Below are 21,029 nucleotides of genomic sequence, written 5' to 3'. Positions count from 1 at the left end.
TTAGCCTCGCAGATGATCCACGCGCTCGACATTGATCGAGCGGTAGTGGCGATAGACCGCGAACACGATCGCCAGAAACAGCGTCGCTTCCGCCGCCGCAAGCCCGATCACGAAGAGGGTCATGATCTGACCGGTGACGGTGCCCGGGAAAAGAAAATGATTGAATGCCATGAAATTGATGCTGGCCGCATTGAGCATCAGCTCAATCGAAATCAGCAGTCCGACCAGATTGCGCCGCTCCATTAGACCGAAGGCGCCGCAAAGGAAAAGTACGGCCGCGAGCGCCAGATAAGAGGAAAGTGAGGTCACTTCACGTCCTCGCCTGAGGTGGGTGCGTCGTGCCGGATGTCGGCATCCTCGGGCAGATCGCGCGCGAGCACGATCGCGCCGATGATCGCAACGGTCAACAGCACGGAGATGATTTCAAAGGGAAAGACAAACTCAGTCAGTAAGGCGCGCCCGATCTGAGCTACCGTAGGCGTCTGCGCCGCGTGATCCGTTATCGCGCACGTACTGCTGATCGCCCGGTAGAGCGGAACGGCGAAAATTGCGACAGTTCCAATTGCCATGCCAATCTTGAGCGAACTTCGATGAGGCCGTTTCAAGTAGAACGGCGGCGACAACATCAGGATGAAGATAATCGCGATCGCGACTGCGCCAAGATACACCAATACCTGTACAACCGAAATCAGCTCTCCGCCGAGCGGAATGAACAAACCTGCCGTGCCCACAAGCGTCAGAGCCAACCCAAGCGCCGCGTGAAACAGATTTCGGGCAATAATGGCCAACAGGCCGCCGGCCAACGCAAGGCTTCCGCCGGTCAAAAACAGAAAGTCATGCATGCGGATGCTCCCGCTTGCCCACGTTCGTGGGGAAATTCTCGCTCGTGACGTGCGCATCTTTAAGAATCTCGCGGCGCAGCAGGGATTGCGTCGTCGCTGCCATGTCACCGATGCGGGTGTGCTCGAGCGCTTCCGTCGGACATACGTCAACGCACAGCCCGCAAAAGCAGCAGAGCGCGTCGTCAATCACGAAGTCCACGGGATAGTTCTTGTTCTGGTCGTTCTTGGCGACCGTCAGCACCGGTATTGCATGCGTCGGACATATCCGCTGGCAGGCCAAGCAGCCGATGCACTTGTGCTCGGAGTTGATTTCGTCGGCAATCAGCCGCACCGGACCGCGATAGTTGCCCGACACGGGCACCGGTTCGTGAGGATACTGAATCGTAACCTTGTGCCGGAACATGCTACGGAAGGTCACGCCGAGGCCGGTGATGAGACTGGCCGCACCGGACCAAAAAGTTCGCTTGCTCATCAGAACTGCCCCCGATAGATAAAGGTCGAAATGAGCAGATTCACAATCGCGACGGGCAGCAGCACGCGCCAGTTGAAGTTCATGAGTTGGTCGGAGCGCAGCCGCGGATAGGTCCAGCGCAGCCACATGACCACAAACACCACGAGGTAGGTCTTCAGCATGAACCAGATCCACCCGGGTAGCACCGGACCGTTCCAACCGCCGAGGAAGAACAAGGTAATAATGGCGGCGAGAACGAAGACCTGCGTATACTCTGCCAGGAAGAAGAGTGCGAAGCGCATCCCCGTGAATTCGGTGTGGTAACCCGCGACCAGTTCGGACTCGGCTTCGGGAAGGTCAAACGGTGTGCGGTTGGATTCGGCGATACTGCAAATAAAATAGATAATGAATGCTATCGGCTGATAGACTATATAGGGAATCGGCGATTGCGCGGCGACAATCTCGCTCAGCTTGAGCGATCCGGCCATCAGAATAACAGTCAGCACGGCCAGCAACATCGGAATTTCGTAGCTGACGTTCTGGGCCACGGCGCGTACCGCACCGAGCAGCGAGTACTTGTTGTTTGACGCCCAACCTGCCATCAGGATGCCGATGAAAGCGATATTCGACACGGCGAGCAGGTAGAGCGCTCCGACATTCAGGTCCGAAACACCGACGCCTTCCGCGATTGGAATTGCAGCGACCAGCAATGGCGCCGGGAGAAAGGCAATCACTGGTGCGAGGAAAAACGTCCAACGGTCAACGGCGGTGGGCGTGATCATCTCTTTGCCCAGCAGTTTCACCGCGTCAGCAATCGTCTGCAGCAGACCGAACGGTCCGACTTCGGTTGGACCCATGCGGTTCTGAATAACCGCCGATACTTTGCGCTCCAGCCACACGAGGAACAGCGCGTTAATCGTCACAAACGTGATGACAGCGCCGAATGCGATGACGAGCCGGATCAAAACTTCCACAATGCTCATCGGTCAATCTCCGGAATGACCACGTCAAGGCTGCCGAGAATCGAAACAACGTCGGCAACGCGCATGCCGGGAATCAACTGCTCGACAATTTGCAGATTGGCAAACGAAGGAACACGGACTTTCAGACGGTACGGCATGTTGCTGCCGTCGCCAATCAGATACCAACCGATGGCGCCGCGTGGACCTTCGGTGATGGAATAGTACTCGCCGGCGGGCACCTTAAACAGCTTCGGAACCTTCGCGCGCACCGGACCTTCTTCGAGCTTGGAAAGCGCCTGCTCGATCAGATTCAAACTCTGCTCGATTTCTTCCATGCGTACCAGTGACCGCGCCAGACAGTCGCCGGCCGTTTCCACGGGAACCTTCCATTCCAACTGAGAATACAAGTCGCAGTATGGTTCGTCGCGGCGCACATCGTAGTCTACACCCGCCGCGCGCAGGCAGGGGCCAGACACACCGTACTCCACGGCCTGTTCAGGACTGATCGCGCCGACTTTGTCGGTGCGCATTAGGAAGATCTCGTTCTTCATGACCAGCGTATCGTACTCGGGCATCCGCTTGCGCATATGCTTGACGAGCTTTGACACATCTTCCACGAAACTACCGTAAACGTCATTTCGTACGCCGCCGAAGACAATATATGACGTCGTCATGCGCTGGCCGGATACACGCTCAAAGATCGTTAGAATCATCTCGCGATCTTCAAAGCAGTAGAGAAAAGGCGTGATCGCGCCAAGATCCAATAAGTACGTGCCAAGCCAAACCAAGTGACTGGCAACGCGGCTTAGTTCGCCCATGATTAGGCGAATTACCTCGGCGCGCGGAGTCGACTCAATGTTGGCGGCGCGTTCGAGCAGCTTGGCCCATCCCCAGTTGTAGTTCACCGGTGACAGGTAGTCCATCCGATCCGTGTACGGCAAAATTTGCACGTACTGGCGCTTCTCCGCGAGCTTCTCCGTGCCGCGATGACTGTAGCCCAAATGGCAGCGGCCGCCCAGCACGCGCTCGCCTTCAACATGAAGCAGTATTCGCAGCACTCCGTGCGTCGAAGGGTGCTGCGGGCCCATGTTCAAGAAGAAATCGCGCTGCGGGGCGTCGCTCTTGCCAAGCTTCATCGCCTCATTGACGTCAATCTCGGGAATTTCCACCGTATCTTCCGGAATGTCAATCGGCGCGCCGTGAAAATCCTTGCGCAACGGATGAAACTTCGTGTAATGCGGCAGCAGCAGCGGCCTTAGGTGCGGATGGTCGGTGAAATTGATGCCGAACATGTCGGCGATTTCGCGCTCATACCAATCGGCGCCGCCGTAGACCGCGGACAGGGTCGGCAGAGTCGCAACGTCGCGCGCCGTCGTCGCGCGTACCCGCACACGCGCGCCGCCGCCATCGAACGGCTTAAACAGATAGAGCACGCAAAGGTCGGGTTGACGATCCACCCCGACCAGAGTTTCTAGTGAAAAGCGATCCCGCTTAAGCTGCGCCGCTACCGCGGCAAGCTGCTCGGGCGCGACTTCCATATCCACATCCATGCCGGTCTGCGCATAGTTGAGATCCGCGCCGGCTGTTGCGCCCGCTTGCTTCAGGCGCTCTATCAATTCCGCGTATGCAGAAGGAGTGTCCGCCGCAGGGACAGCGGTCTCAGATTCAGGAGGCATGTGTTTGTCCGGACTTGATCTTCTCTTGCAGTTCGATGATAGCGTGAATCAGCGCTTCGGGACGCGGCGGGCAACCAGGCACGAACACGTCAACGGGCACTATCTTCTCGACGCCTGCCAAAACTGCATAATTCTCATCCTGCTCGAACGGTCCGCCGCAAATTGCGCACGAGCCCAGCGCAATAACCCATTTGGGCGACGGCATCTGATCGTACAGCCGCTTGATGATCGGCGCCATCTTGAGGTTCACCGTACCCGCAACGATCATCAGGTCGGCCTGCCGCGGCGAGTTACGAAAAACTCCCGCTCCAAAACGATCGGTATCATAGCGGCTGGCGGAGGCGGCCATCATCTCAATTGCGCAACAGGCAATACCGAACGTGAGCGGCCACAGCGAGTTGGCGCGCGCCAAATCGAGCGCCTTCTGCAGCGGCAGGAAACGCACAATCGGCGGGATCTGCTCGTCCGGCTCCGACGAAACGTCGTGCTGTTCGAGCTTCGGGGCTTCGTTCGCGTCGCTCATATTATTGCCACTCCAGTACTTTCTTTTTCAGCGCATAGACCAGCGACAAACTCAATATAACAAGAAACAGGCTGACTTCAATCACCGGCATCCAACTGTCCCACGAACGCAGCACCGCAACGCAGGGGACGATGAACGCCGTTTCCACGTCGAAGGCCATGAAGACCAGCGCATAGATGTAGTAGTGAGCACGCAATTGCACCCACGCTTCGCCGATAATCGGCTCGCCGCTTTCATAAGTCTCTCCGCGAAAACGACCGCGACTGCGCGGAGCAAGCAGATAGGGCAACAGGACCAGCATCGCGCCAAACGCGAGCGTGCCGATGCCCATCGAAAACGGAATAATGTCGTGTAAGGCTTCCATCATACGGCGTACGCCCGTGTCTTGGGAGGCAGGTTAGTAAGATAGTCGTGCATGGCGCCGGCGGCCTTGCGGCCCGCGCCCATGGCCAGAATCACCGTCGCCGCGCCGCTAACAATGTCGCCGCCCGCATACACACCGGGTTTGCTCGTGGCGTTCGTATCGGGATCCACTTTAATCGTGCCCCACTTGGTCAATTCCAAGTCGGGCGTTGCCTTAGTCAGAATGGGATTCGGTGCATTGCCGACGGCGACGATCACGGCATCGCATTCCATTTCAAACTCGGAGCCCGCAACTTCAACCGGCTTGCGACGGCCGGAAGCGTCCGGTTCGCCCAATTCCATGCGAATACAGCGAATGGCGCGCACGCGATGTTCGGCGTCGCCAATCACCTCAATGGGATTGCACAGTAGGTTGAAATCAATGCCTTCCGCCTGCGCGTGATGCACTTCTTCCTTGCGGGCCGGCAACTCGTCAATCGAGCGGCGATAAACGAGCGAAACTTTGGCCTGATTCAACCGCTTGGCCACGCGGGCCGAGTCCATCGCCGTGTTTCCGCCGCCGACGACCACCGTGTGCTTGGCGTGCAGAATCGGCGTATCATAGTCCGGAAAGCGCGCCGCGCCCAGCAAATTGATACGCGTCAAAAACTCGTTGGCGCTGAAGACGCCGATCAAATTCTCACCCGGAACGTTTAGCATCTTGGGCAGCCCCGCGCCCGTGCCGATAAATATCGCGTCGAAGCCTTCGTCGAACAGCTCTTGAAGCGTCACCGTGACGCCGACGACAATATTATACTCAAACTTGACGCCGAGTCGCTTGATGTAGTCAATCTCTGATTCGATAATATCGCGGGGCAGACGAAACTCAGGAATTCCGTAAGCCAGCACCCCAGCGGGACGGTGCAGCGCTTCGAAGATCGTCACGTCGTGACCCAGTTTTGCCAAATCTCCCGCCACCGTCAGACCCGCCGGGCCTGATCCGGCGATGGCAATGCGACGACCCGTCTGGGCAATCTCAGTCTGCGTCGTGACCTGCTTATGCATCCGCTCCCAGTCTGCGACAAATCGTTCCAGATTGCCGATAGCAACGGGATCGTGGCGAATACCCTCTATACAGAGCGATTCGCACTGCTCTTCCTGAGGACAAACGCGACCGCAGACTGCCGGCAGTGAGTTGGTCGTGCGCAGCGTGTCGGCGGCGTCCTGATATCGGCCGTCACGCACTTCGCGCAGGAACTTGGGAATATCAATATTGACCGGGCAACCGGAAACGCACTTGGGATTCTTGCAATCGAGACAGCGTTCGGCTTCGGCCCGAGCCTGCGCTTCGGTATAACCGAGCGGCACTTCGGCGAAGCCCCGCACGCGCTCGTCGGCGTCGCGCTCAGGCATCGGCACTCGCGGAGGATGCGCCTTCAGATTACGCTTCTGCTCGGACATGCTTGATCGTCTCCGTCAATTGGCAGGCATGCGCATGCTCAACCGCCGCGTGCTCTTCGCGCACGTACGAGCGGTTACGCAGCAGGAGTTCTTGAAAATCTACACCGTGGATGTCAAACTCGGGGCCTTCGACGCAGGCAAAGCGGACCTTCTTGTCCACTGTTACTCGGCACGCACCGCACATGCCCGTGCCGTCCACCATGATCGGATTCAGCGACGCCAGGCCGGGGATATTCCATTTGCCCATCACACGTGCCGTCGCGCCCATCATGGCCACAGGACCGACTACTATCCCGAAATCAAACTTCACGCCGCCGTCGCACCAATGCTGCAAAACGTCCGTCACGAATCCTTGCCGTCCCAACGTGCCGTCATCGGTGCAGAGGCGCACGTCGTCGCACACTTCCGAGAATTCATCGCTCAAAATCAGCAAACTCTTTGAGCGCGCACCGAGTATCGCATGGACCTTGTTTCCGGCGGCTTTGGCGGCTTTCGCGATCGGAAGAAGCGGAGCCGCGCCGACGCCGCCGCCTACAACCAGCAGATTGCCCCAGTTGTGCATGTGCGTCGGCTGACCGAGCGGACCGACGATATCCAGAATTGAACTCCCAACGGTGTAGTGCGCAAACTCTTCCGTGGTCTTGCCCGCTTCCTGCACGATTAAGCGAATCATGCCATGCTCGGGATCGGTGCCGACCACGGTCAGCGGAATGCGTTCACCGTGTTCATGCAGTCGCAGAATCACGAATTGCCCGGCGGCATGCTTCGCGGCCACGCGCGGCGCTTCCACCCAGTAGTCGTGAATTCGGTCGGCAAGCTGACGATGCTTGTAAATAATGTGACCCGATGACATCAAGCGCTCGCCGGCACAAGTTGATCGCGCGGCACGGGGGTTATTGTCTCGACCGTCTCCCAGCCGACGCGGAAGGCCTTCAGATTACGCTCCACCGTTCCGGCCGGAGCATTCTGCTCAATCGTATCAATCATTGCCTGCTGCGGAATCGTCGTCATCAAGCGGCAAAAGATACCGAGTGAAACGGCGCTCGTATATACGGGCTTCTCGACAGTCTGTTTGGTGATCTGAATGATCGGGATCGGATAGATCATCTGCGGCCCCGGAGTCATCTTCGAAACCAGATTGGGGTCTACGACGATAATCGTGTCGTCGCGCAAGTTCTTCGAGAAAAAGCCCCACGCACTTTGCGCAAGACACAGAAAGAAATCAATCTTGGTCAGGCGGGGATACCCGATCGGTTGGCTGTCAATTAACACGTCAACGCTCGTCGGGCCGCCGCGCACCTGCGCAGTGTACGTAGGACTTTGCAGTGCGTTGAGGCCCATATTGTGCGCCGCGAGCGCCACCCACTCTCCGGCGAGGATATTACCCTGACCGCCGACGCCGGCGAAACGGATTTCAGTTCTCACTGGGTTCTCCTCCCTGCCCTTCGCGACTTGGCTTCATAGCCTCAGACTCCGCAATCTTGCGAGCGGCTTCCCGGACGCGTTCCTGTGCATGCGTTTTCAGTTTGTGATACTCTTCGCAATATTCGGGACGCTCGGCTTTGTGCAGCAGGCCGATCTTGTACTTGCCAACGCGCTCTTCCGGCGACAGCTTATCCCACTGCGCGGCCATCACGGCGTTCGAGGCGATATGCTCAACCAATTCCGCCGGATCAGGATGCTTGTTGCGGCGGCCGAATTGCGTATGACAATTCGACATCACTTCAATCACAGAAAAGCCCTTGTGCGCCATGCCGTTCTTGATCAGGCGTTCGAGGAAAATCCCGTTGGCAACGTGACCGCGCGCGACGTAGCTTGCGCCCGCTGCCATGGCCAATTCGCACAGGTCAAATCCCGGGTCTACCACGCCATATGGCGCCGTCGCGGCGCGTGCGCCCGTCGGCGTCGTCGGCGAAAACTGGCCGCCGGTCATGCCATAAATCTCGTTGTTGACAATCACCAGCGTGATGTCAATATTGCGGCGGCAGCTATGAATGAAATGATTGCCGCCGATCGCCGCCGTGTCGCCGTCGCCCGCCATCACCACGACCTTCTTGTCCGGCGCAGCCATCTTCAAACCCGTAGCGAAGGTCAGCGCGCGGCCGTGGGTCGTGTGCAGCGTGTTCATATTCACATAGCCCGGCGCGCGCGACGTGCAGCCGATGCCGGAAACAAACGAGGTCGCATCCTGATCCCAGCCCAGCGCTTCCATCGCGCGAATGGCGGACTTCAGGACGATGCCGATGCCGCAGCCAGGGCACCAGATATGAGGCATGAGTTCCGGCCGCAGCCAGAGCGAATAATCAAAGGCCACGATGCACCTCGCGAATCTTGTCTAATACCTGTTGCGGTTCGATCGGCACGCCGCCTACGCGGTTCACACCATGCAACTGCACGTCCCGACGCATGGCCGCACGTTCAACCTCGCCGCGCAGCATGCCCATATTCATCTCAGGAACGATCACCGCGCGGACATTGTCCACCAGCGTCCGCACCGTCCCGTACGGAAACGGCCAGAACGTGACGATCCGCATCAGCCCGGCTTTGATCCCTTCGGCGCGTGCGATGTCCACGGCCTCCTTGGATGCCCGGCCGGGCGAGCCAAACGTGATAATGGCGATGTCGGCGTCATCGAGCAGGTAACTGTCGTTGCGCTCGATCTCCGACTGATGCAGTTCAATTTTGTTGACCAGATGCTCGATCCCGCGCTGAATCACTTCGGGCGTCGTCGTGCCAAAACCCGCCTCGTTGTGCGACAGACCCGTGATGTGAATGTGCTTGCCCTGATAAAAATCGTGGAACGGGCGGAAGCTGTTTACGGCGTAACGCTCCTGATACCACGAACGCGGGTGCACCGGCCCCAATTCGTCGTCGTTCGGAATCGTGAAACTCTCCGTCGTGTGCGCGATGATCTCATCAATCAACAAAATTACCGGAGTGCGGTACATCTCCGACAGGTGAAACGCGCGCACCGTCTCCCGATAGAGCTCCTCAGGATTGCCCGGCGTCAAAGCGATAATCGAATGATCACCGTGCGTTCCCCAGCGAGCCTGCATGACGTCCGCCTGGGCTGGAGCCGTCGGCGCGCCTGTGGATGGTCCGCCACGCTGCACATTCACGACCACGCACGGCGTCTCGGTCATGATGGCATAACCCAGATTCTCCTGCTTCAGCGAGAAACCCGGGCCGCTCGTGGCGGTCATGGCCTTGCTCCCGCCGAGTGATCCGCCCACAACCGCGCCCATTGCCGCGATCTCGTCTTCCATTTGCAGAAAAACTCCGCCGGTCTGCGGCAGGCGCAGCGACAACAGCGCGGCAATTTCCGACGACGGTGTGATGGGGTAGCCTGCGTAGAAGTTACACCCGGCGCGCAACGATGCCTCAGCGATAGTCTCGTTACCGGCCCAAAATACCCGATGTTGCGACTTCATGCCTTCCCCCCCGCAGCCTTCTTCTCTTTGCCGGGCGCAAAAATAGAAATTGCGAAGTCCGGGCATTCCGCTTCGCAAATCCCACAGCCGTTGCAAACTTCCATGTTCGTAACTTTCACAATGACACCTTCCCAGCGGTCCGGGGATTCAACCATGGACAGCGTTTTCGTCGGGCATAAGTCCACGCAGATGCGGCACCCTTTGCACCACGCCTCGTGAACTACCAGCTTAAACTGCCCGTTCGCAGAGGTTGTCTCTACCAGGCTCATACACATTCCTTAGGCTATCAGAACTGTTCCCGTGCACTGCGGATTGGAGGTCGCATACGATTCGAGCAATTCGCGGCAACCGTGCATTTTCAAGATTTTACCAATGTACCAAGCATGCACTGGAGTTGCAACCGTAGTGTAGCAATGTCACCGACAATTCGTGCATTGCGAATGCATTGAAAAGTATTGAGTGTGTTTGGCTTTAAAATCGGACACCAAGGGGCATATTCCTGTTTTCGCGAGGCATGCTTGTAAAAAAAGGTGCATGCCATTCCTCTTAATCGCACGGTATTATGCGGATTCAATTGGACCACGTGGAACCTTACCCTAATCGTCCGATTTGGGTCCAATTCTCCCTTTTCCTTGTTTATCGCGCCGTTCTGTGCCTTTGTCACTTGACTTTCGGGCTGGAGTTGCCGATCTTTCACGTGAAGTTTTTCACAAGGGAGACCCGGCCCCCTGCCGGCGAATGTGCTGAACTGAAAGCTTTGTAACTATATGACCCTCAATATTCGATCGGCCTTCCGTTCATCACGGAGAGCGCACGATCTAAATGCCGTTCGGGCCTCGGGCCCGTTTCAAATAAGAGCCCCGCGATGCAAACACTACGCATCGCGGGGTTTCTATTTTCACTTGAATACTATTGTTTCTATAGACTAATCAATTTTGCTGGCACCAGCCCCAGTTGGTTGATCGTTGCCCCCTACCATCATGAAACACAAACTGCTTCTCATACTCGCCCTCGTCATTTCGCTCGTATGGCTCACCACAGGCTGCGAGGATGATGAGGACAATGCGACGACTCAACCGAGTGCCAGCACCGCTGACTGCTACGGCTGCCACACGAACCAAGAGATGCTGGAGGCCACAGCCGCTCCTGACACCAGCGAAGCTCCCGAGAATCCGGGCGAAGGTTGAGGCGGAGCGGTCTCGCCGTTGGCGGGATGGCAGAAAGTTCTGATGAGCGGCGTGGGGCTCGAACAGTTCATGCAAAGTGACCACGGGTTTGATTGTATCGTCTGTCACGGTGGAACCGCCGGTGTGCTGCCCAAAGACGAAGCGCACGCGGGCATGACCGCCGATCCGTCGTGGGGGAATGAAAATGTGTGCGCGCGCTGTCATGACGGCATTGCCCACAATTTCGCCACGTCGAGCTTGCATGCCACGATGCAGGGATATCACACGTTCTTTGAAGCGCGCACCGGCCGGACGATTGACTCCGATCCTGCCATCCGCGCCAAGTTCGACGCGCAATGTAACAAATGTCACGCAACCTGCGGAGAGTGCCATATCAGCCGACCTAAGTCGGTCGGCGGTGGTTTCATTCAAGGTCACGCGATTCGACGGACCCCCGATCTTGCCAACCAGTGCACGGCCTGTCACGGCAGCCGTGTTGGCGATGAGTATCAAGGCCGCAATGAGGGCTTCCGCGCAGACGTGCACTACGTTCCGAATGCCATGAATTGCGTGGCCTGCCACGACGCCGACGAAATGCACGGCGACGGCACCGCCTATCCCTATCGCTATGCCGTGCGCAACGGCGCAAATTGCCGCGACTGCCATGATGTCACGGCCGAGCAGAACGAATATCACGCCGCGCACGGCGGGAATTTCGCCTGCCAAGTGTGCCATGCGCAGGACTACAAGAACTGTAATGACTGTCACGCAGGCACGGGCATTTCACAGCCGAGTTACATGCAATTCAAAATCGGCCGCAACCCATTGCCCGGCGATCGCGCGGGCGAATACGTTGTGCTGCGGCACATTCCGATCTCCGAAAACACCTACACCGCGTGGGGCGTGCCGACGACCAACTATGAGGTCCTGCCGTCTTTCAAGTATGCCACGCCGCACAACATCGTGCGCTGGACTTCGCGCACGCAAGTTCCGGAAGGCCAATCGTGCGGCCAGTCGTGCCACAACACGCCCGACAACGGCGGCTGGTTCTTACGCCAAAACGATCTGGACGCGCTGACCTCTGCCAATGAGCGTGTAGCCAATCAACATCTCATCCTCCCCGACGGCCCGCCGCCGTGGACTTCGCAGCAATAAAGTTACCGAACAACCCTATACAAATTCTCTGAGGTACTATCATGACTCGCTTCGTTCGCTTCCTCCTGCCTGTGCTGCTGGTCGGCAGCCTGTCGTTCTTCCTTGGCTGTTCAGAAGACGATGACGACGATACGCCGACCGGGCCGGATGCTGCTCAACTGCAATCAGACATGGCCGACATCGGCGACGCCTATCTGACCTCCGGCATCAAGATTATCACCGCCGACGCATTGTTCGCGGACATCACCAACTCCGTCAATCTGTTCATGATTGACTTCCGCAGCGCGACCGACTATGCCGCCGCCGGACACATCGCCAACACGGTCAACTGGACGATCGCCAATCTGCCCGACAATCTGTCGCAGATTCCTGCGGGCGCAAAGGTAGTTTGCGTGTGCTACAGCGGTCAGACCGCGGGTTGGGCCTGCTCGTTCTTACGGATGAAGGGCCTCGACGCATACAGCTTGAAGTGGGGCATGTGCGGCTGGACCGCCGACACGCTCGTGAATCTGAAAAAGTGGGACAACGTAGTCCCCAACGGTGGTACGCTTGAAACGACCGCCAACCCGCTCACGACTGAATTTGATTTCCCGGCATTGGCGACGAGCGCTGAAGACGCGCAAGCTGCGATCACCGAAGAATGCAATCAGCTCTTTGACGGCGGCTTGAAGAATATTTCCGCCAACGACGTCTATGCCAACATCAATGACGGCAACGCGGCCAACGATCCGTTCCTGCTTTGCTACTGGGCCGAAGCCGTTTACAATCTTGGTCACATTCCAGGATCGTACCGCTTCGAGCCGGGTTCGCTGGGCTACGAAGAGAATCTGAAATACGTGCCCAATGACAAGCAAGTCGTCGTCTATTGCTATACCGGCCAGCAGTCGGCGCAGGTGTGCGCGTATCTGAACATGCTGGGCTACAACGCCTACTCCATGCTGTTCGGCATGAACGCCGTCACTGACCGTGCGGACATTCTCGGCGCGAATGACTATCACGCCCCTGCAACCAACTACCCCGTCGTCATCGGCGGCTAATTCTGCCCGCGGCCTGAAGACTCAACGAGTCGTTTGCAGGCCGGGACAATGTGCGGCGGGCTGAATTCCTCCCCGTCGGCCCGCCGCAACAAGTTTCACCAACGCAACAGCGGGCTCAGGTAATCCTGAGCCCGCTGTTCATTTTCTACGAACCGTCTGGCTTACTGTGCCGAGTAGTTCTTGCCGGGAACGGAGACCTCTGTCGAGGTACCCGGGCCGAACAGGTGAATGCCTGCCGGCAGGACCGTCGTCGTTTCCGACTTGTCCGCCGGAGCCAGTTCAACACAAGCGGGAATTTCGCCGACGTAGAATTCAACGTCCGAAACCGGATCAGCCGACAGCTTCAGACTGGCATAAACCGCCGCCATGACTTCCTGCGCCGGGCGCGTGCCGACACCGGCCGCGATCAGAGCCGGGACCATGTAGTCGGGAACGTAGGTCACGGCATAGTAATATTGCGTGCCGAGTACGCTGAAGTCCGTCCAGTTGTTGACGGGCGGGAAACTCATCAGGTTGCCCGGTGCGAAGAGAGTCGCCGGGTCGGTTGAGCGATACACCGTCCAGTAGGCCGCGCCGTTGTCCTCCCAGTTCAAGCGAACAAAACCGCCGTCTTCCTTGATGACCAACGAGTCAACGGGGTTCAGGACCTTCTGCTCCATGCGTATAGAGTAGGGTCCGGTGTTGTTCTCGTAACCGCCGACCTGGACATAGTAGGTGACTCCGGCCTGTGCAGTGAACTCAACGACGCTCTGAAGTGTAGACGAGCCGCCGCACGACGCGTCGTCATCGCAGACAACCATCACGTCACCCGGGCAGGCGCCGCCGCGACGAACTTTGAGTCCGGTGTCGTAGCCCGAACCGCATAGCGAAATGACCACGCCCTGAGTTGCGCCGAGCGTCAGTGAATAGACGTCTTCCGGCGAACTCTCCGCGAAATAGCAATCTCCGTTAGCATAGTTGTCCTGCGAGCAAACGGTGTTGCCGAAGCCCGTGTACGGAAGCGCATTCACCGCCGTGCCGGGGCAGACGTCGTTCGTCGAGATGTAGCCGCCGGCGCTTGTGACATTCAGATTGTACGGGCCATACGACAACGAGTTGAATCCGCGCACGAGAATGTAATAATTCGTGTTCGCTAACGCACCAAATGAAACCGTGCTCTGGAAAGAGAACGAACCGCCGCACTGGTTGTCGTCGTTGCAGGCAACCAGCGTGTTGCCCGGGCATGATCCGCCGGCCATGACCTGCAATCTGGTGTCATAGCTTGGATTCGGCGAGCAGAGGGACACTTGCACGGTTTGGCACGACGGAACATTCAACGTGTACAGAACATCGTGACTGGCCTCGAATCCGCAGCCGGCGAAGTCGTAATCTGCGAAGGCACAGGCTGTGTTGCCAGCATGGGAGTATGGCAGCGCATTGACGGGAAGGGAGCCCGAGCAGTTATCGTTCGCCGGGGCGCCAATATGTCCGCCGCCCGTGATGTTCAATGTGAAACGCCCGCTGGAGGTTGAGAATCCTCCAACCACGACGTAATACGGAACGCCGGCGGTGGCGTTCCAGGTGACTTGGCTCTGCACGCCGCAAAAATCATCACTGCAGGCAAGCTCGGTTGTTCCCGGGCAGTTGCCGTCCGTGCGCACAGTCAAACGGGTGTCGAAATTCGAGATACCGCCGCACGTTGAAGCGGTAATACTCTGGCACTCGTCAACAATCACGGTATAGACGACATCGTTGGAAAGACCCATGTTGCAGAACGAGAAGTCGTTGGCCGCAGTGCAAGTTGATCCGGTGGTCGTGAAGGGCAGCGCCGTGACAAACGTCGGACTTGAACAATTGTCGTTTGCGGGAACTGGATCCAACGCCGTCTCGGTGATATCAAGCTGATAGTCACCGACCGAACCGTTCCAACCTAGAACGCGAACATAAATTATGTCCTGACCTAACGAACTGAAGGTCGCGCTGCTGCGCAGGTTGCCGACTCCGCAGTCGTCATCGGTGCAATCTACCAACGCGTCGCCCGGGCAGTTGCCGCCGCGACGGACTTCAAGAAAAGTGTCATAGCTCGAGTTGCACAGGCTTACGGTGACCTGCGAGCTACAGGGACTCGTGTAAAAGAAATACCATACGTCCGGCGTTTCCGGATAGGCACAGCCGGAGCCGCTGGCCGTGGCCGATACCGTACTGCCGGTACCACTGAACGGCAGCGTCACGTAGTTCCCCGGGCAGTTGTCATTGGCCAAGGTAATCGGATAGCTGCCATCTACCGTTGTCGCGCCGGTATTGTTAGGATCCAGCCAGTTCGACAGCCGCGTAGCACTTGAGCCGCCGCCGGCCCAGGAAACACTCAAGCGACCGAAATAGTCATCAATGTTGTTCGCACATGAGGCCGTGCCGCCGTGCAACTGGCCGGTGATCCTGCTGTTCTGATCGAACAACGGTGAACCGGAGGAACCCGGCTCTGTGGTGCCGTCTTCCCAATTGGCGATACGCCAGTGCGTTCCGTCGCCGGGTACCGACGAGCCGCCGTAGCTCGTGACCGTCGGCGAATTGTTGTCAATCGTCCACTTCTTGACATCGCCGCGCGGATGGTGAATACACACAGAGCTCGAGGATGCCGCGTCGTTGCGGTTCCAGCCGTTATAATAGGCATTGTAGGCCACGGGCGGGTGTGCGGACAGTTCAAGCAGCTCGAAATCCGAGTTTGCCCAGTTCGCGCGCAGTGTCGCATTGGCCACCGTCTGCGCGGTCGAGCCGTCGGCATTCGGCGAGCACTGCGGGCTTTCGTAGTTGAACACAAACACCCACGAACCACTGAATCCGCAATGGTTGGCCGTCAGGTAATAGGCAGGCCAGTTGGTGGCGACGTTGGCGCGTATCATCGAGCCGGAACAGATGCGCGAACCGCCCGATGTGATCATGGTCGCGCCGCGCTTCTCATCCTGCCAGGCCGAAGCCTCAGGGCAAAGAATGTTGTTGTTGCACGCGCCCGAGTCACCAAAGTTGTCCAACGCGTCGCGCTGGGCATAGCCGAAGTAGTTGCGATAGGCATGGCAGACGGTAGAGATCGTGAGCACACTCTCGTTCATGACCGCGGCCGGCTCATACAGTTCCAGCGTGATGGCGTCGCCCTTCAGATGGCGGATCACGTTGGTACCGTCCACCCAATTGTTGAACGCGGTCAGTGCGCCCAGCACGTCATCCTGATTATCGTTGTAAACAAATAGCTCCGCGCCCTTCGGCAGATACCATTCACTAAACAGCAGCGCCAATGAATGAGCATCCGGCGACTCAATGCGGAGCCGCCAGACGCGGCCGCCATCAGGCGCCATGGTCCACGTCCCGCTGTTACTTAGGTTCATATTCACCGGGATCTGCGCGGCGAAACGGTTCTGCTCAGCTTTGGGCAGGCCCGCGTCTTCGGCCAGATACGCCGAATTGTCCTGCGAGGGCATACCAACTGTTGGTGCTGCAGGCAGATAGGATGCGCCTGCGGACATCGCGCGTGGCGTACCTTCCGACTGGATTTGACCAAAGGCAACCGACACAAGACAGGCCCCAAACACTATCCAGGCAATCACTCTCTTCATCTTAACCTCTTACAATATTACATGTGCACGGATCTCCCCAATAATTTACGATTCAGGGCGAGCGTCTGCAAGCTTTCACATCAAAATACTATGACATTTGTCATCTTTTAACGTTTTGTTTCTGTTCTGCTTGAGGGATTCCCGCTGGCAAGTCTTGGTTGAAGCGCCTGCCCAAGACCTCTGCCGAAGATGAAGTCCAAGCTCATACCAGCCGGAGTCTGTTACACTGACGTTCTTTCGCGCCGCACGACCGATCGACCTGGTTCGTTCCGGGCACTCGGCTCTCACGTGAGACCCGGGTGCCGAAAGTGGACACGCATTGAGTACGTCTGATATACAAAACGGGCGACCAAGTGGCCGCCCGCAGCAAAATCAAACGTCGTGGACTACTTTTCGTTCACGTCGTCTTCCGGCGGAAGCATGAAGAGCGGCTGACAGGGATGCTTGGCATAAGTTTCGAGCACCTTCAGGCCGTAGGACGGTTCTGCATGGCTGATAACTTCGCCCGGCAGCAGACCCAATCGCGATGCCAACATGCTGACTGGCGATGACGGCGCGAAAAGTCGGCCCAAATTCAGCAGACCGGGCTTGGGATATTCCACTACTGTGACCTTTCCCCGCGGCGAGAGTCCCGCCGACTTCCGGGCATAATCAATGGAAGATTCAAGGCTGCCAATCTCGTCGACAAGTTTCCGTTCAAGCGCTGCCGGTCCGCTCCACACGCGGCCCTGTGCGATCGCTTCAACATCTTCGCGTTTCATGTCGCGATCTTCGGCCACTCGACCTACGAAATCGTCGTAATGCCCGATAATGAGTTTTTCCACGCGCGCCCGCTCCTCATCCGTGATCGGCCGATCAGGCACCTCGGCATTCAGCAGTGGCAAAACAACTCCGGCCCCGAGGTCGGCATGCTTGCCAAGCTGCACCTTGTCATAATGCAGACCGGTCTTCTCAGTGAGCTTTTCGTTCCACAGGAACCCGGCGATCACGCCAATTGAGCCGGTCACCGTGAACGGCGATGTGAACACGTAATCGGCTGGCGAGCTGAGCCAGTAGCCGCCCGACGCCGCCACCCTGCCCTGCGAGACGATCATCGGCTTCTCTGCCGACACATCACGCATGCCGTCCGCAACCCAATCTGATGCCAAACCATCACCGCCCGGCGAGTCCACGCGCAGCACAACGGCTTCGATGTCTTTGTCTTTCGCCAATCGCTGCAAAAGCCTCGATGTGTACCGCCCGCGGATTCCGCTGTCAAGATCGCATTCACCGACCGCATAGACAACCGCTACACGCGGATACTCGCCCCAGTGCGGGTCGCTCTGCTTGTCTTCAGCCAGTTCGTCTCGCTCGATAAACTCCGCCTTCTTTCCAGTGGCCCGTTCGAGAATCTCCTTCGCGTCGTCCCATCGGCCCAGCGTATCCACCAGTCCAAAGCGCTCCGCCTCATGCGCTGTCAAGAATCCCAGCGAGTCCATCGCCAATCGAATCGAGTCGGCACTGATACCCATCTCTGCCGTCACCGCGCGCGACCATTCCCGATGAAAATCCTCCAGCAGCACCATGCGCTGTTCGCGGTCCTTCTCGGACATATCGTTGCGCGCTAAACTTTCGAACGCCGATTTGTACTCAAAATAGCGCCACTCCTCCGCGCCGATACCCAGCTTTTCGAGCATCCCATGGTAATACGTCTTGCCTGTTAACCAGCCGGCGGACTCGAGCATGCCTAACGGATCCATCCACACGTAGTCGGCCTGCGTCAACAAGTATATCTGCGTCATGCCACCCCGGTCAATCCACATGTATACGCGCTTGCCGCTCTCGCGAAACGTGCGCAGCTTCTCGGCCAGCTCCCAGCACAGCGCGCGCGGAGCATTGAAGCCCGAGAGATTCAAAGCAATGCCGTTCACCGCGCGATTGGCCTGCGCCTCGTCAATCAACTGATACATCTCCATCAGCGTATGCCGGCCCTCGTCAAACCAGCGCGCCTTCTGGTACACCAGATCACCGCGCATCCCCACGGCCACAATGTGCTGATTGCGCTCGATATACTGCTCCGCCTCAAAACTTGGCTCCACACGGCCCACACGAATGGCGTAACTCGTGTATTGCAATTCCGAGTCCTTGTCGTAGTGCGGCGTCAAGTGAAAACTCGTCGCATCCACGGAGAAGCCTATTCCCAGCGTAAACACGGGCGCGGGATCTACCGGATCAATCTTGGCAATCTTGCCCGCGATCCGAATACCGTCAAGCGGCATCACCTCCACCCCCGCACCCCATTGCATCGTGCGCGGATTATCTTTGTCATGCGCCGCCAGATCCGCAAACAGCGTCAAACGATGCGATCCGCCAATTGGGCGTAATCCCAGATCGGCCTGCATCTGGGCACGCCCATTGCGCAGGCCGAACGTCCACGCGCTTCCGATAGAAACATACTTGAACGGGCGTATCACGTTCCCCAGCGTGACATGCTGTTGACGCATGTCTCCCGCAGCCAGCCCCTTGGACCAACCGTATGACACGCCCCAATGATCGGCGCGCGAACCGCCGGCCAGCGCAAGCTGAAAATCATCTATATGCTCAATATTGTCTCCAACATTCACCAACGTCCGCCGCATCGAGGCGCCCAGTCCGTGACCACCGACATGCAGCCCCCAATTATCGAGCCGCTTGCGAGCGCTATTGCGATCATCCCAGGTAAACGCCGCCTCCGAGCGCGACATTGCCGCCCAGCCCGCCGGATTCCAATACGAACCCAATGCACCCTGATAGCTGCCCGGCGTCGCAGCCGTATTGAGTATTCCTGCACCGTAGTTCGGAAGCAGCGGCGGCAGGCTTGACGCTTCGGCAACAGTGCCGATCATAACCAGTAGGAACAGAAACCGGAGGCGCATGATTGAGATTCGCATGAAATTAGGGAAGCATTATGACTAAGTCTATCCGGCGATTAAGTGTTCGCCCGCGTGCCGATTCATTGGATGCAATCGGCGCTGTCTCGCCTTTGCCGACGGTCGTTACGGAAACGCCGGGCTTGAGTACTCCGGCTAACGCCTCGCCGACCGCGGCGGCGCGCTGCTCCGAAAGCTCATGATTGGACTCCTCTGAGCCTTCCGCATCGGTATGACCTTCCACGATCACGCCGGCGACGTCCGGGAAAACGCTTATGGCATCAGCGGCCTTCTTCACGATAGACTGTTGATCCTTGCCAATTGTTGCCTTTCCGCTCGCGAATTTCACGCCGTACAAATGAATGACAATATGACCGTCGATGGATTGATAGACGACTGCGTCGCCCGCGTCAAACGCCGTCTGCGCCATCTGGACGCGCTGCGCCGTCAGTTCACGTTTACGCAAGCGGTTCACTGCCACGTCGCGCTCCGCCTGCATGTCGAGATTGCGCTGGTCCAGCTCGGCGATTCGATCCTGCTGATCGGCTAGGCTAGTTTGCATCTCGCTCAGCGTGCGCTCCATACTTTGCCGGGCCGTATTCAGGACATAGTCCACGGAATCCTGAATCGCCGATTCCCGCGTCTGACGCCGGTCGTAAATCTCCTGGAATTCTTCTACCGCCGCATCTCCGCCCTCGGAAAACGCCAGCGAGTCGCCCCAGTCCGCGGCAATCTGCGCCAACAGATTATCGTACGGCAGCAGTAGGGACTCGTAGGGCATTCGAGTGTTCTGCGCACGCCTGACAAAGGCCGATTGACCGGATGCGTGGCGCGCAAGTCGCACCGCTTCGGCGGCCGCGACCCGCGAATCGTCCATATTCTCCTGGGCCAACGCCGCTTCGGCGCGCGAAAGCGCTTGCTGAGCGCGTGCGTAGATCGTCGGAAACTGAACGTCCGCCCCAGCCGCTTGCGCGGCGGCCAACGCATCGCGGGCCTGTGACAGAACTCCGCTACGCAATGCGTCGCGGCGAGCCGTGTAATACTGCTGCGCGACCATCTCCTGCAATCCGTTGACTTCCGCCTCATCACCGGCCTCGATCTTGGCCGCCATCTCCGCCAGCGCCCGCTCCGCTTGCTGCCACGCAGGCAAATCGTTATTGGCACCCACCGAACGTGCTGCGGCCCGGGCGTCTACGACCGATTGTATTCGCGACCGCAGCGTCGCGGCATGCGTGGACGCGGTCTCGATGCTCTCCAGGGCGCTTTCGAGATTCAAGCGCGTGATCGTCTCGTTTGCAGGATTCTTGATTTGCGAACGAGCACTGCGGATGGACTCCTCGGCCTGTCCCATACGGCGCGGCGACCATATCAGAAGTTCCGCGGCAACCGCTTCGGCATAGGCCGAGTCGGCGTCCGCCAACAGGTCCTCTACCAGCACGGCCGGCTGAGCGTGCAGCGAAAGACAACAGGCGCAGATCATCAGACCGACGGACAGAACAAGGTTCATG

Annotated in this window: 19 protein-coding genes; 3 read left to right on the top strand and 16 right to left on the bottom strand. The window is 58.2% G+C overall.

All coding sequences use genetic code 11. The annotated features are described in order from the left end of the window. From nuoK to IPH10_10935, 13 genes are read right to left on the bottom strand one after another with little or no spacing between them, the layout of a single operon-like run. Nucleotides 1-309, bottom strand: a complete 309-nt coding sequence (gene nuoK, locus IPH10_10995) for an NADH-quinone oxidoreductase subunit NuoK (GenBank protein MBK6911436.1) — start codon at nt 307-309, stop codon at nt 1-3. Beyond that, nucleotides 306-842 carry an NADH-quinone oxidoreductase subunit J gene (locus IPH10_10990; protein ID MBK6911435.1) on the bottom strand — a complete coding sequence of 179 codons (537 nt, stop codon included), beginning with the start codon at nt 840-842 and terminating at the stop codon, nt 306-308. The genes nuoK and IPH10_10990 overlap by 4 nt, the downstream gene beginning before the upstream one ends. Next, nucleotides 835-1,314, bottom strand: coding sequence for an NADH-quinone oxidoreductase subunit I (locus IPH10_10985; GenBank protein ID MBK6911434.1), 480 nt, complete (start codon nt 1,312-1,314; stop codon nt 835-837). The genes IPH10_10990 and IPH10_10985 overlap by 8 nt, the downstream gene beginning before the upstream one ends. Further along, nucleotides 1,314-2,276, bottom strand: a complete 963-nt coding sequence (gene nuoH / locus IPH10_10980) for an NADH-quinone oxidoreductase subunit NuoH (protein MBK6911433.1) — start codon at nt 2,274-2,276, stop codon at nt 1,314-1,316. Before nuoH ends, IPH10_10985 begins: the two co-directional genes overlap by 1 nt. After that, nucleotides 2,273-3,931, bottom strand: coding sequence for an NADH-quinone oxidoreductase subunit D (locus tag IPH10_10975; protein MBK6911432.1), 1,659 nt, complete (start codon nt 3,929-3,931; stop codon nt 2,273-2,275). The genes nuoH and IPH10_10975 overlap by 4 nt, the downstream gene beginning before the upstream one ends. Next, on the bottom strand, nt 3,921-4,454 hold the full coding sequence (gene nuoB, locus IPH10_10970) for an NADH-quinone oxidoreductase subunit NuoB (protein MBK6911431.1): 534 nt from the start codon (nt 4,452-4,454) through the stop codon (nt 3,921-3,923). Before nuoB ends, IPH10_10975 begins: the two co-directional genes overlap by 11 nt. Before the next feature lies 1 nt (nt 4,455). Continuing rightward, nucleotides 4,456-4,818: an NADH-quinone oxidoreductase subunit A gene (locus IPH10_10965; protein MBK6911430.1), complete on the bottom strand. Its 363-nt coding sequence runs from the start codon at nt 4,816-4,818 to the stop codon at nt 4,456-4,458. After that, nucleotides 4,818-6,257: an NADPH-dependent glutamate synthase gene (gene gltA / locus IPH10_10960; GenBank protein ID MBK6911429.1), complete on the bottom strand. Its 1,440-nt coding sequence runs from the start codon at nt 6,255-6,257 to the stop codon at nt 4,818-4,820. The genes IPH10_10965 and gltA overlap by 1 nt, the downstream gene beginning before the upstream one ends. Continuing rightward, nucleotides 6,238-7,110, bottom strand: coding sequence for a sulfide/dihydroorotate dehydrogenase-like FAD/NAD-binding protein (locus IPH10_10955; protein MBK6911428.1), 873 nt, complete (start codon nt 7,108-7,110; stop codon nt 6,238-6,240). The genes gltA and IPH10_10955 overlap by 20 nt, the downstream gene beginning before the upstream one ends. Further along, complete coding sequence (locus IPH10_10950) at nt 7,110-7,682, bottom strand: 2-oxoacid:acceptor oxidoreductase family protein (GenBank protein MBK6911427.1); 573 nt, start codon at nt 7,680-7,682, stop codon at nt 7,110-7,112. The genes IPH10_10955 and IPH10_10950 overlap by 1 nt, the downstream gene beginning before the upstream one ends. After that, nucleotides 7,672-8,571, bottom strand: a complete 900-nt coding sequence (locus IPH10_10945; protein ID MBK6911426.1) for a 2-oxoacid:ferredoxin oxidoreductase subunit beta — start codon at nt 8,569-8,571, stop codon at nt 7,672-7,674. Before IPH10_10945 ends, IPH10_10950 begins: the two co-directional genes overlap by 11 nt. After that, nucleotides 8,561-9,688: a 2-oxoacid:acceptor oxidoreductase subunit alpha gene (locus tag IPH10_10940; protein MBK6911425.1), complete on the bottom strand. Its 1,128-nt coding sequence runs from the start codon at nt 9,686-9,688 to the stop codon at nt 8,561-8,563. Before IPH10_10940 ends, IPH10_10945 begins: the two co-directional genes overlap by 11 nt. Continuing rightward, nucleotides 9,685-9,957: a 4Fe-4S binding protein gene (locus IPH10_10935; protein ID MBK6911424.1), complete on the bottom strand. Its 273-nt coding sequence runs from the start codon at nt 9,955-9,957 to the stop codon at nt 9,685-9,687. Before IPH10_10935 ends, IPH10_10940 begins: the two co-directional genes overlap by 4 nt. Nucleotides 9,958-10,668: 711 nt before the next feature. On the opposite strand from IPH10_10935, the gene IPH10_10930 reads away from it, so the two are divergent. Genes IPH10_10930 through IPH10_10920 form a run of 3 tightly spaced genes read left to right on the top strand, consistent with a single transcriptional unit; the run spans nt 10,669 to nt 13,046 of the window. Further along, nucleotides 10,669-10,875 (top strand): hypothetical protein, encoded by a 207-nt coding sequence (locus IPH10_10930; GenBank protein ID MBK6911423.1) that lies wholly within the window; start codon nt 10,669-10,671, stop codon nt 10,873-10,875. Nucleotides 10,876-10,893: 18 nt separating this feature from the next. Next, a complete protein-coding gene (locus tag IPH10_10925) occupies nt 10,894-12,009 on the top strand; it encodes a hypothetical protein (protein MBK6911422.1) in 1,116 nt (371 codons plus the stop codon). 41 nt (nt 12,010-12,050) lie between these two features. Further along, nucleotides 12,051-13,046, top strand: coding sequence for a hypothetical protein (locus tag IPH10_10920; protein MBK6911421.1), 996 nt, complete (start codon nt 12,051-12,053; stop codon nt 13,044-13,046). Nucleotides 13,047-13,207: 161 nt separating this feature from the next. On the opposite strand, the gene IPH10_10915 is transcribed toward IPH10_10920, so the two are convergent. From IPH10_10915 to IPH10_10905, 3 genes are all read right to left on the bottom strand, one after another. Continuing rightward, on the bottom strand, nt 13,208-16,633 hold the full coding sequence (locus IPH10_10915; protein ID MBK6911420.1) for a hypothetical protein: 3,426 nt from the start codon (nt 16,631-16,633) through the stop codon (nt 13,208-13,210). 386 nt (nt 16,634-17,019) lie between these two features. Beyond that, nucleotides 17,020-19,527, bottom strand: a complete 2,508-nt coding sequence (locus IPH10_10910) for a S49 family peptidase (protein MBK6911419.1) — start codon at nt 19,525-19,527, stop codon at nt 17,020-17,022. A 19-nt stretch (nt 19,528-19,546) separates the two neighbouring features. Then, nucleotides 19,547-21,028: an OmpA family protein gene (locus IPH10_10905; protein ID MBK6911418.1), complete on the bottom strand. Its 1,482-nt coding sequence runs from the start codon at nt 21,026-21,028 to the stop codon at nt 19,547-19,549. Between the last annotated feature and the right edge of the window lies 1 nt (nt 21,029).

It is taken from the genome of bacterium, assembly GCA_016702305.1.
Lineage (GTDB): Bacteria > Electryoneota > RPQS01 > RPQS01 > RPQS01 > JABWCQ01.
The sequence above is the reverse complement of the archived record's forward strand: the minus strand, read 5'-3'. Positions and strand labels throughout refer to the sequence as shown.

Bases quoted from the DNA above. Each gene is read 5' to 3' on its own strand.
- nuoB (MBK6911431.1), bottom strand. From the start codon at position 4,454: ATGAGCGACGCGAACGAAGCCCCGAAGCTCGAACAGCACGACGTTTCG.
- IPH10_10910 (MBK6911419.1), bottom strand. From the start codon at position 19,527: ATGCGCCTCCGGTTTCTGTTCCTACTGGTTATGATCGGCACTGTTGCC.
- IPH10_10955 (MBK6911428.1), bottom strand. From the start codon at position 7,110: ATGTCATCGGGTCACATTATTTACAAGCATCGTCAGCTTGCCGACCGA.
- IPH10_10985 (MBK6911434.1), bottom strand. From the start codon at position 1,314: ATGAGCAAGCGAACTTTTTGGTCCGGTGCGGCCAGTCTCATCACCGGC.
- IPH10_10920 (MBK6911421.1), top strand. From the start codon at position 12,051: ATGACTCGCTTCGTTCGCTTCCTCCTGCCTGTGCTGCTGGTCGGCAGC.
- gltA (MBK6911429.1), bottom strand. From the start codon at position 6,257: ATGTCCGAGCAGAAGCGTAATCTGAAGGCGCATCCTCCGCGAGTGCCG.
- IPH10_10975 (MBK6911432.1), bottom strand. From the start codon at position 3,931: ATGCCTCCTGAATCTGAGACCGCTGTCCCTGCGGCGGACACTCCTTCT.
- IPH10_10935 (MBK6911424.1), bottom strand. From the start codon at position 9,957: ATGAGCCTGGTAGAGACAACCTCTGCGAACGGGCAGTTTAAGCTGGTA.
- IPH10_10990 (MBK6911435.1), bottom strand. From the start codon at position 842: ATGCATGACTTTCTGTTTTTGACCGGCGGAAGCCTTGCGTTGGCCGGC.
- IPH10_10905 (MBK6911418.1), bottom strand. From the start codon at position 21,028: ATGAACCTTGTTCTGTCCGTCGGTCTGATGATCTGCGCCTGTTGTCTT.
- IPH10_10915 (MBK6911420.1), bottom strand. From the start codon at position 16,633: ATGAAGAGAGTGATTGCCTGGATAGTGTTTGGGGCCTGTCTTGTGTCG.
- nuoH (MBK6911433.1), bottom strand. From the start codon at position 2,276: ATGAGCATTGTGGAAGTTTTGATCCGGCTCGTCATCGCATTCGGCGCT.
- IPH10_10965 (MBK6911430.1), bottom strand. From the start codon at position 4,818: ATGGAAGCCTTACACGACATTATTCCGTTTTCGATGGGCATCGGCACG.
- IPH10_10940 (MBK6911425.1), bottom strand. From the start codon at position 9,688: ATGAAGTCGCAACATCGGGTATTTTGGGCCGGTAACGAGACTATCGCT.
- IPH10_10930 (MBK6911423.1), top strand. From the start codon at position 10,669: ATGAAACACAAACTGCTTCTCATACTCGCCCTCGTCATTTCGCTCGTA.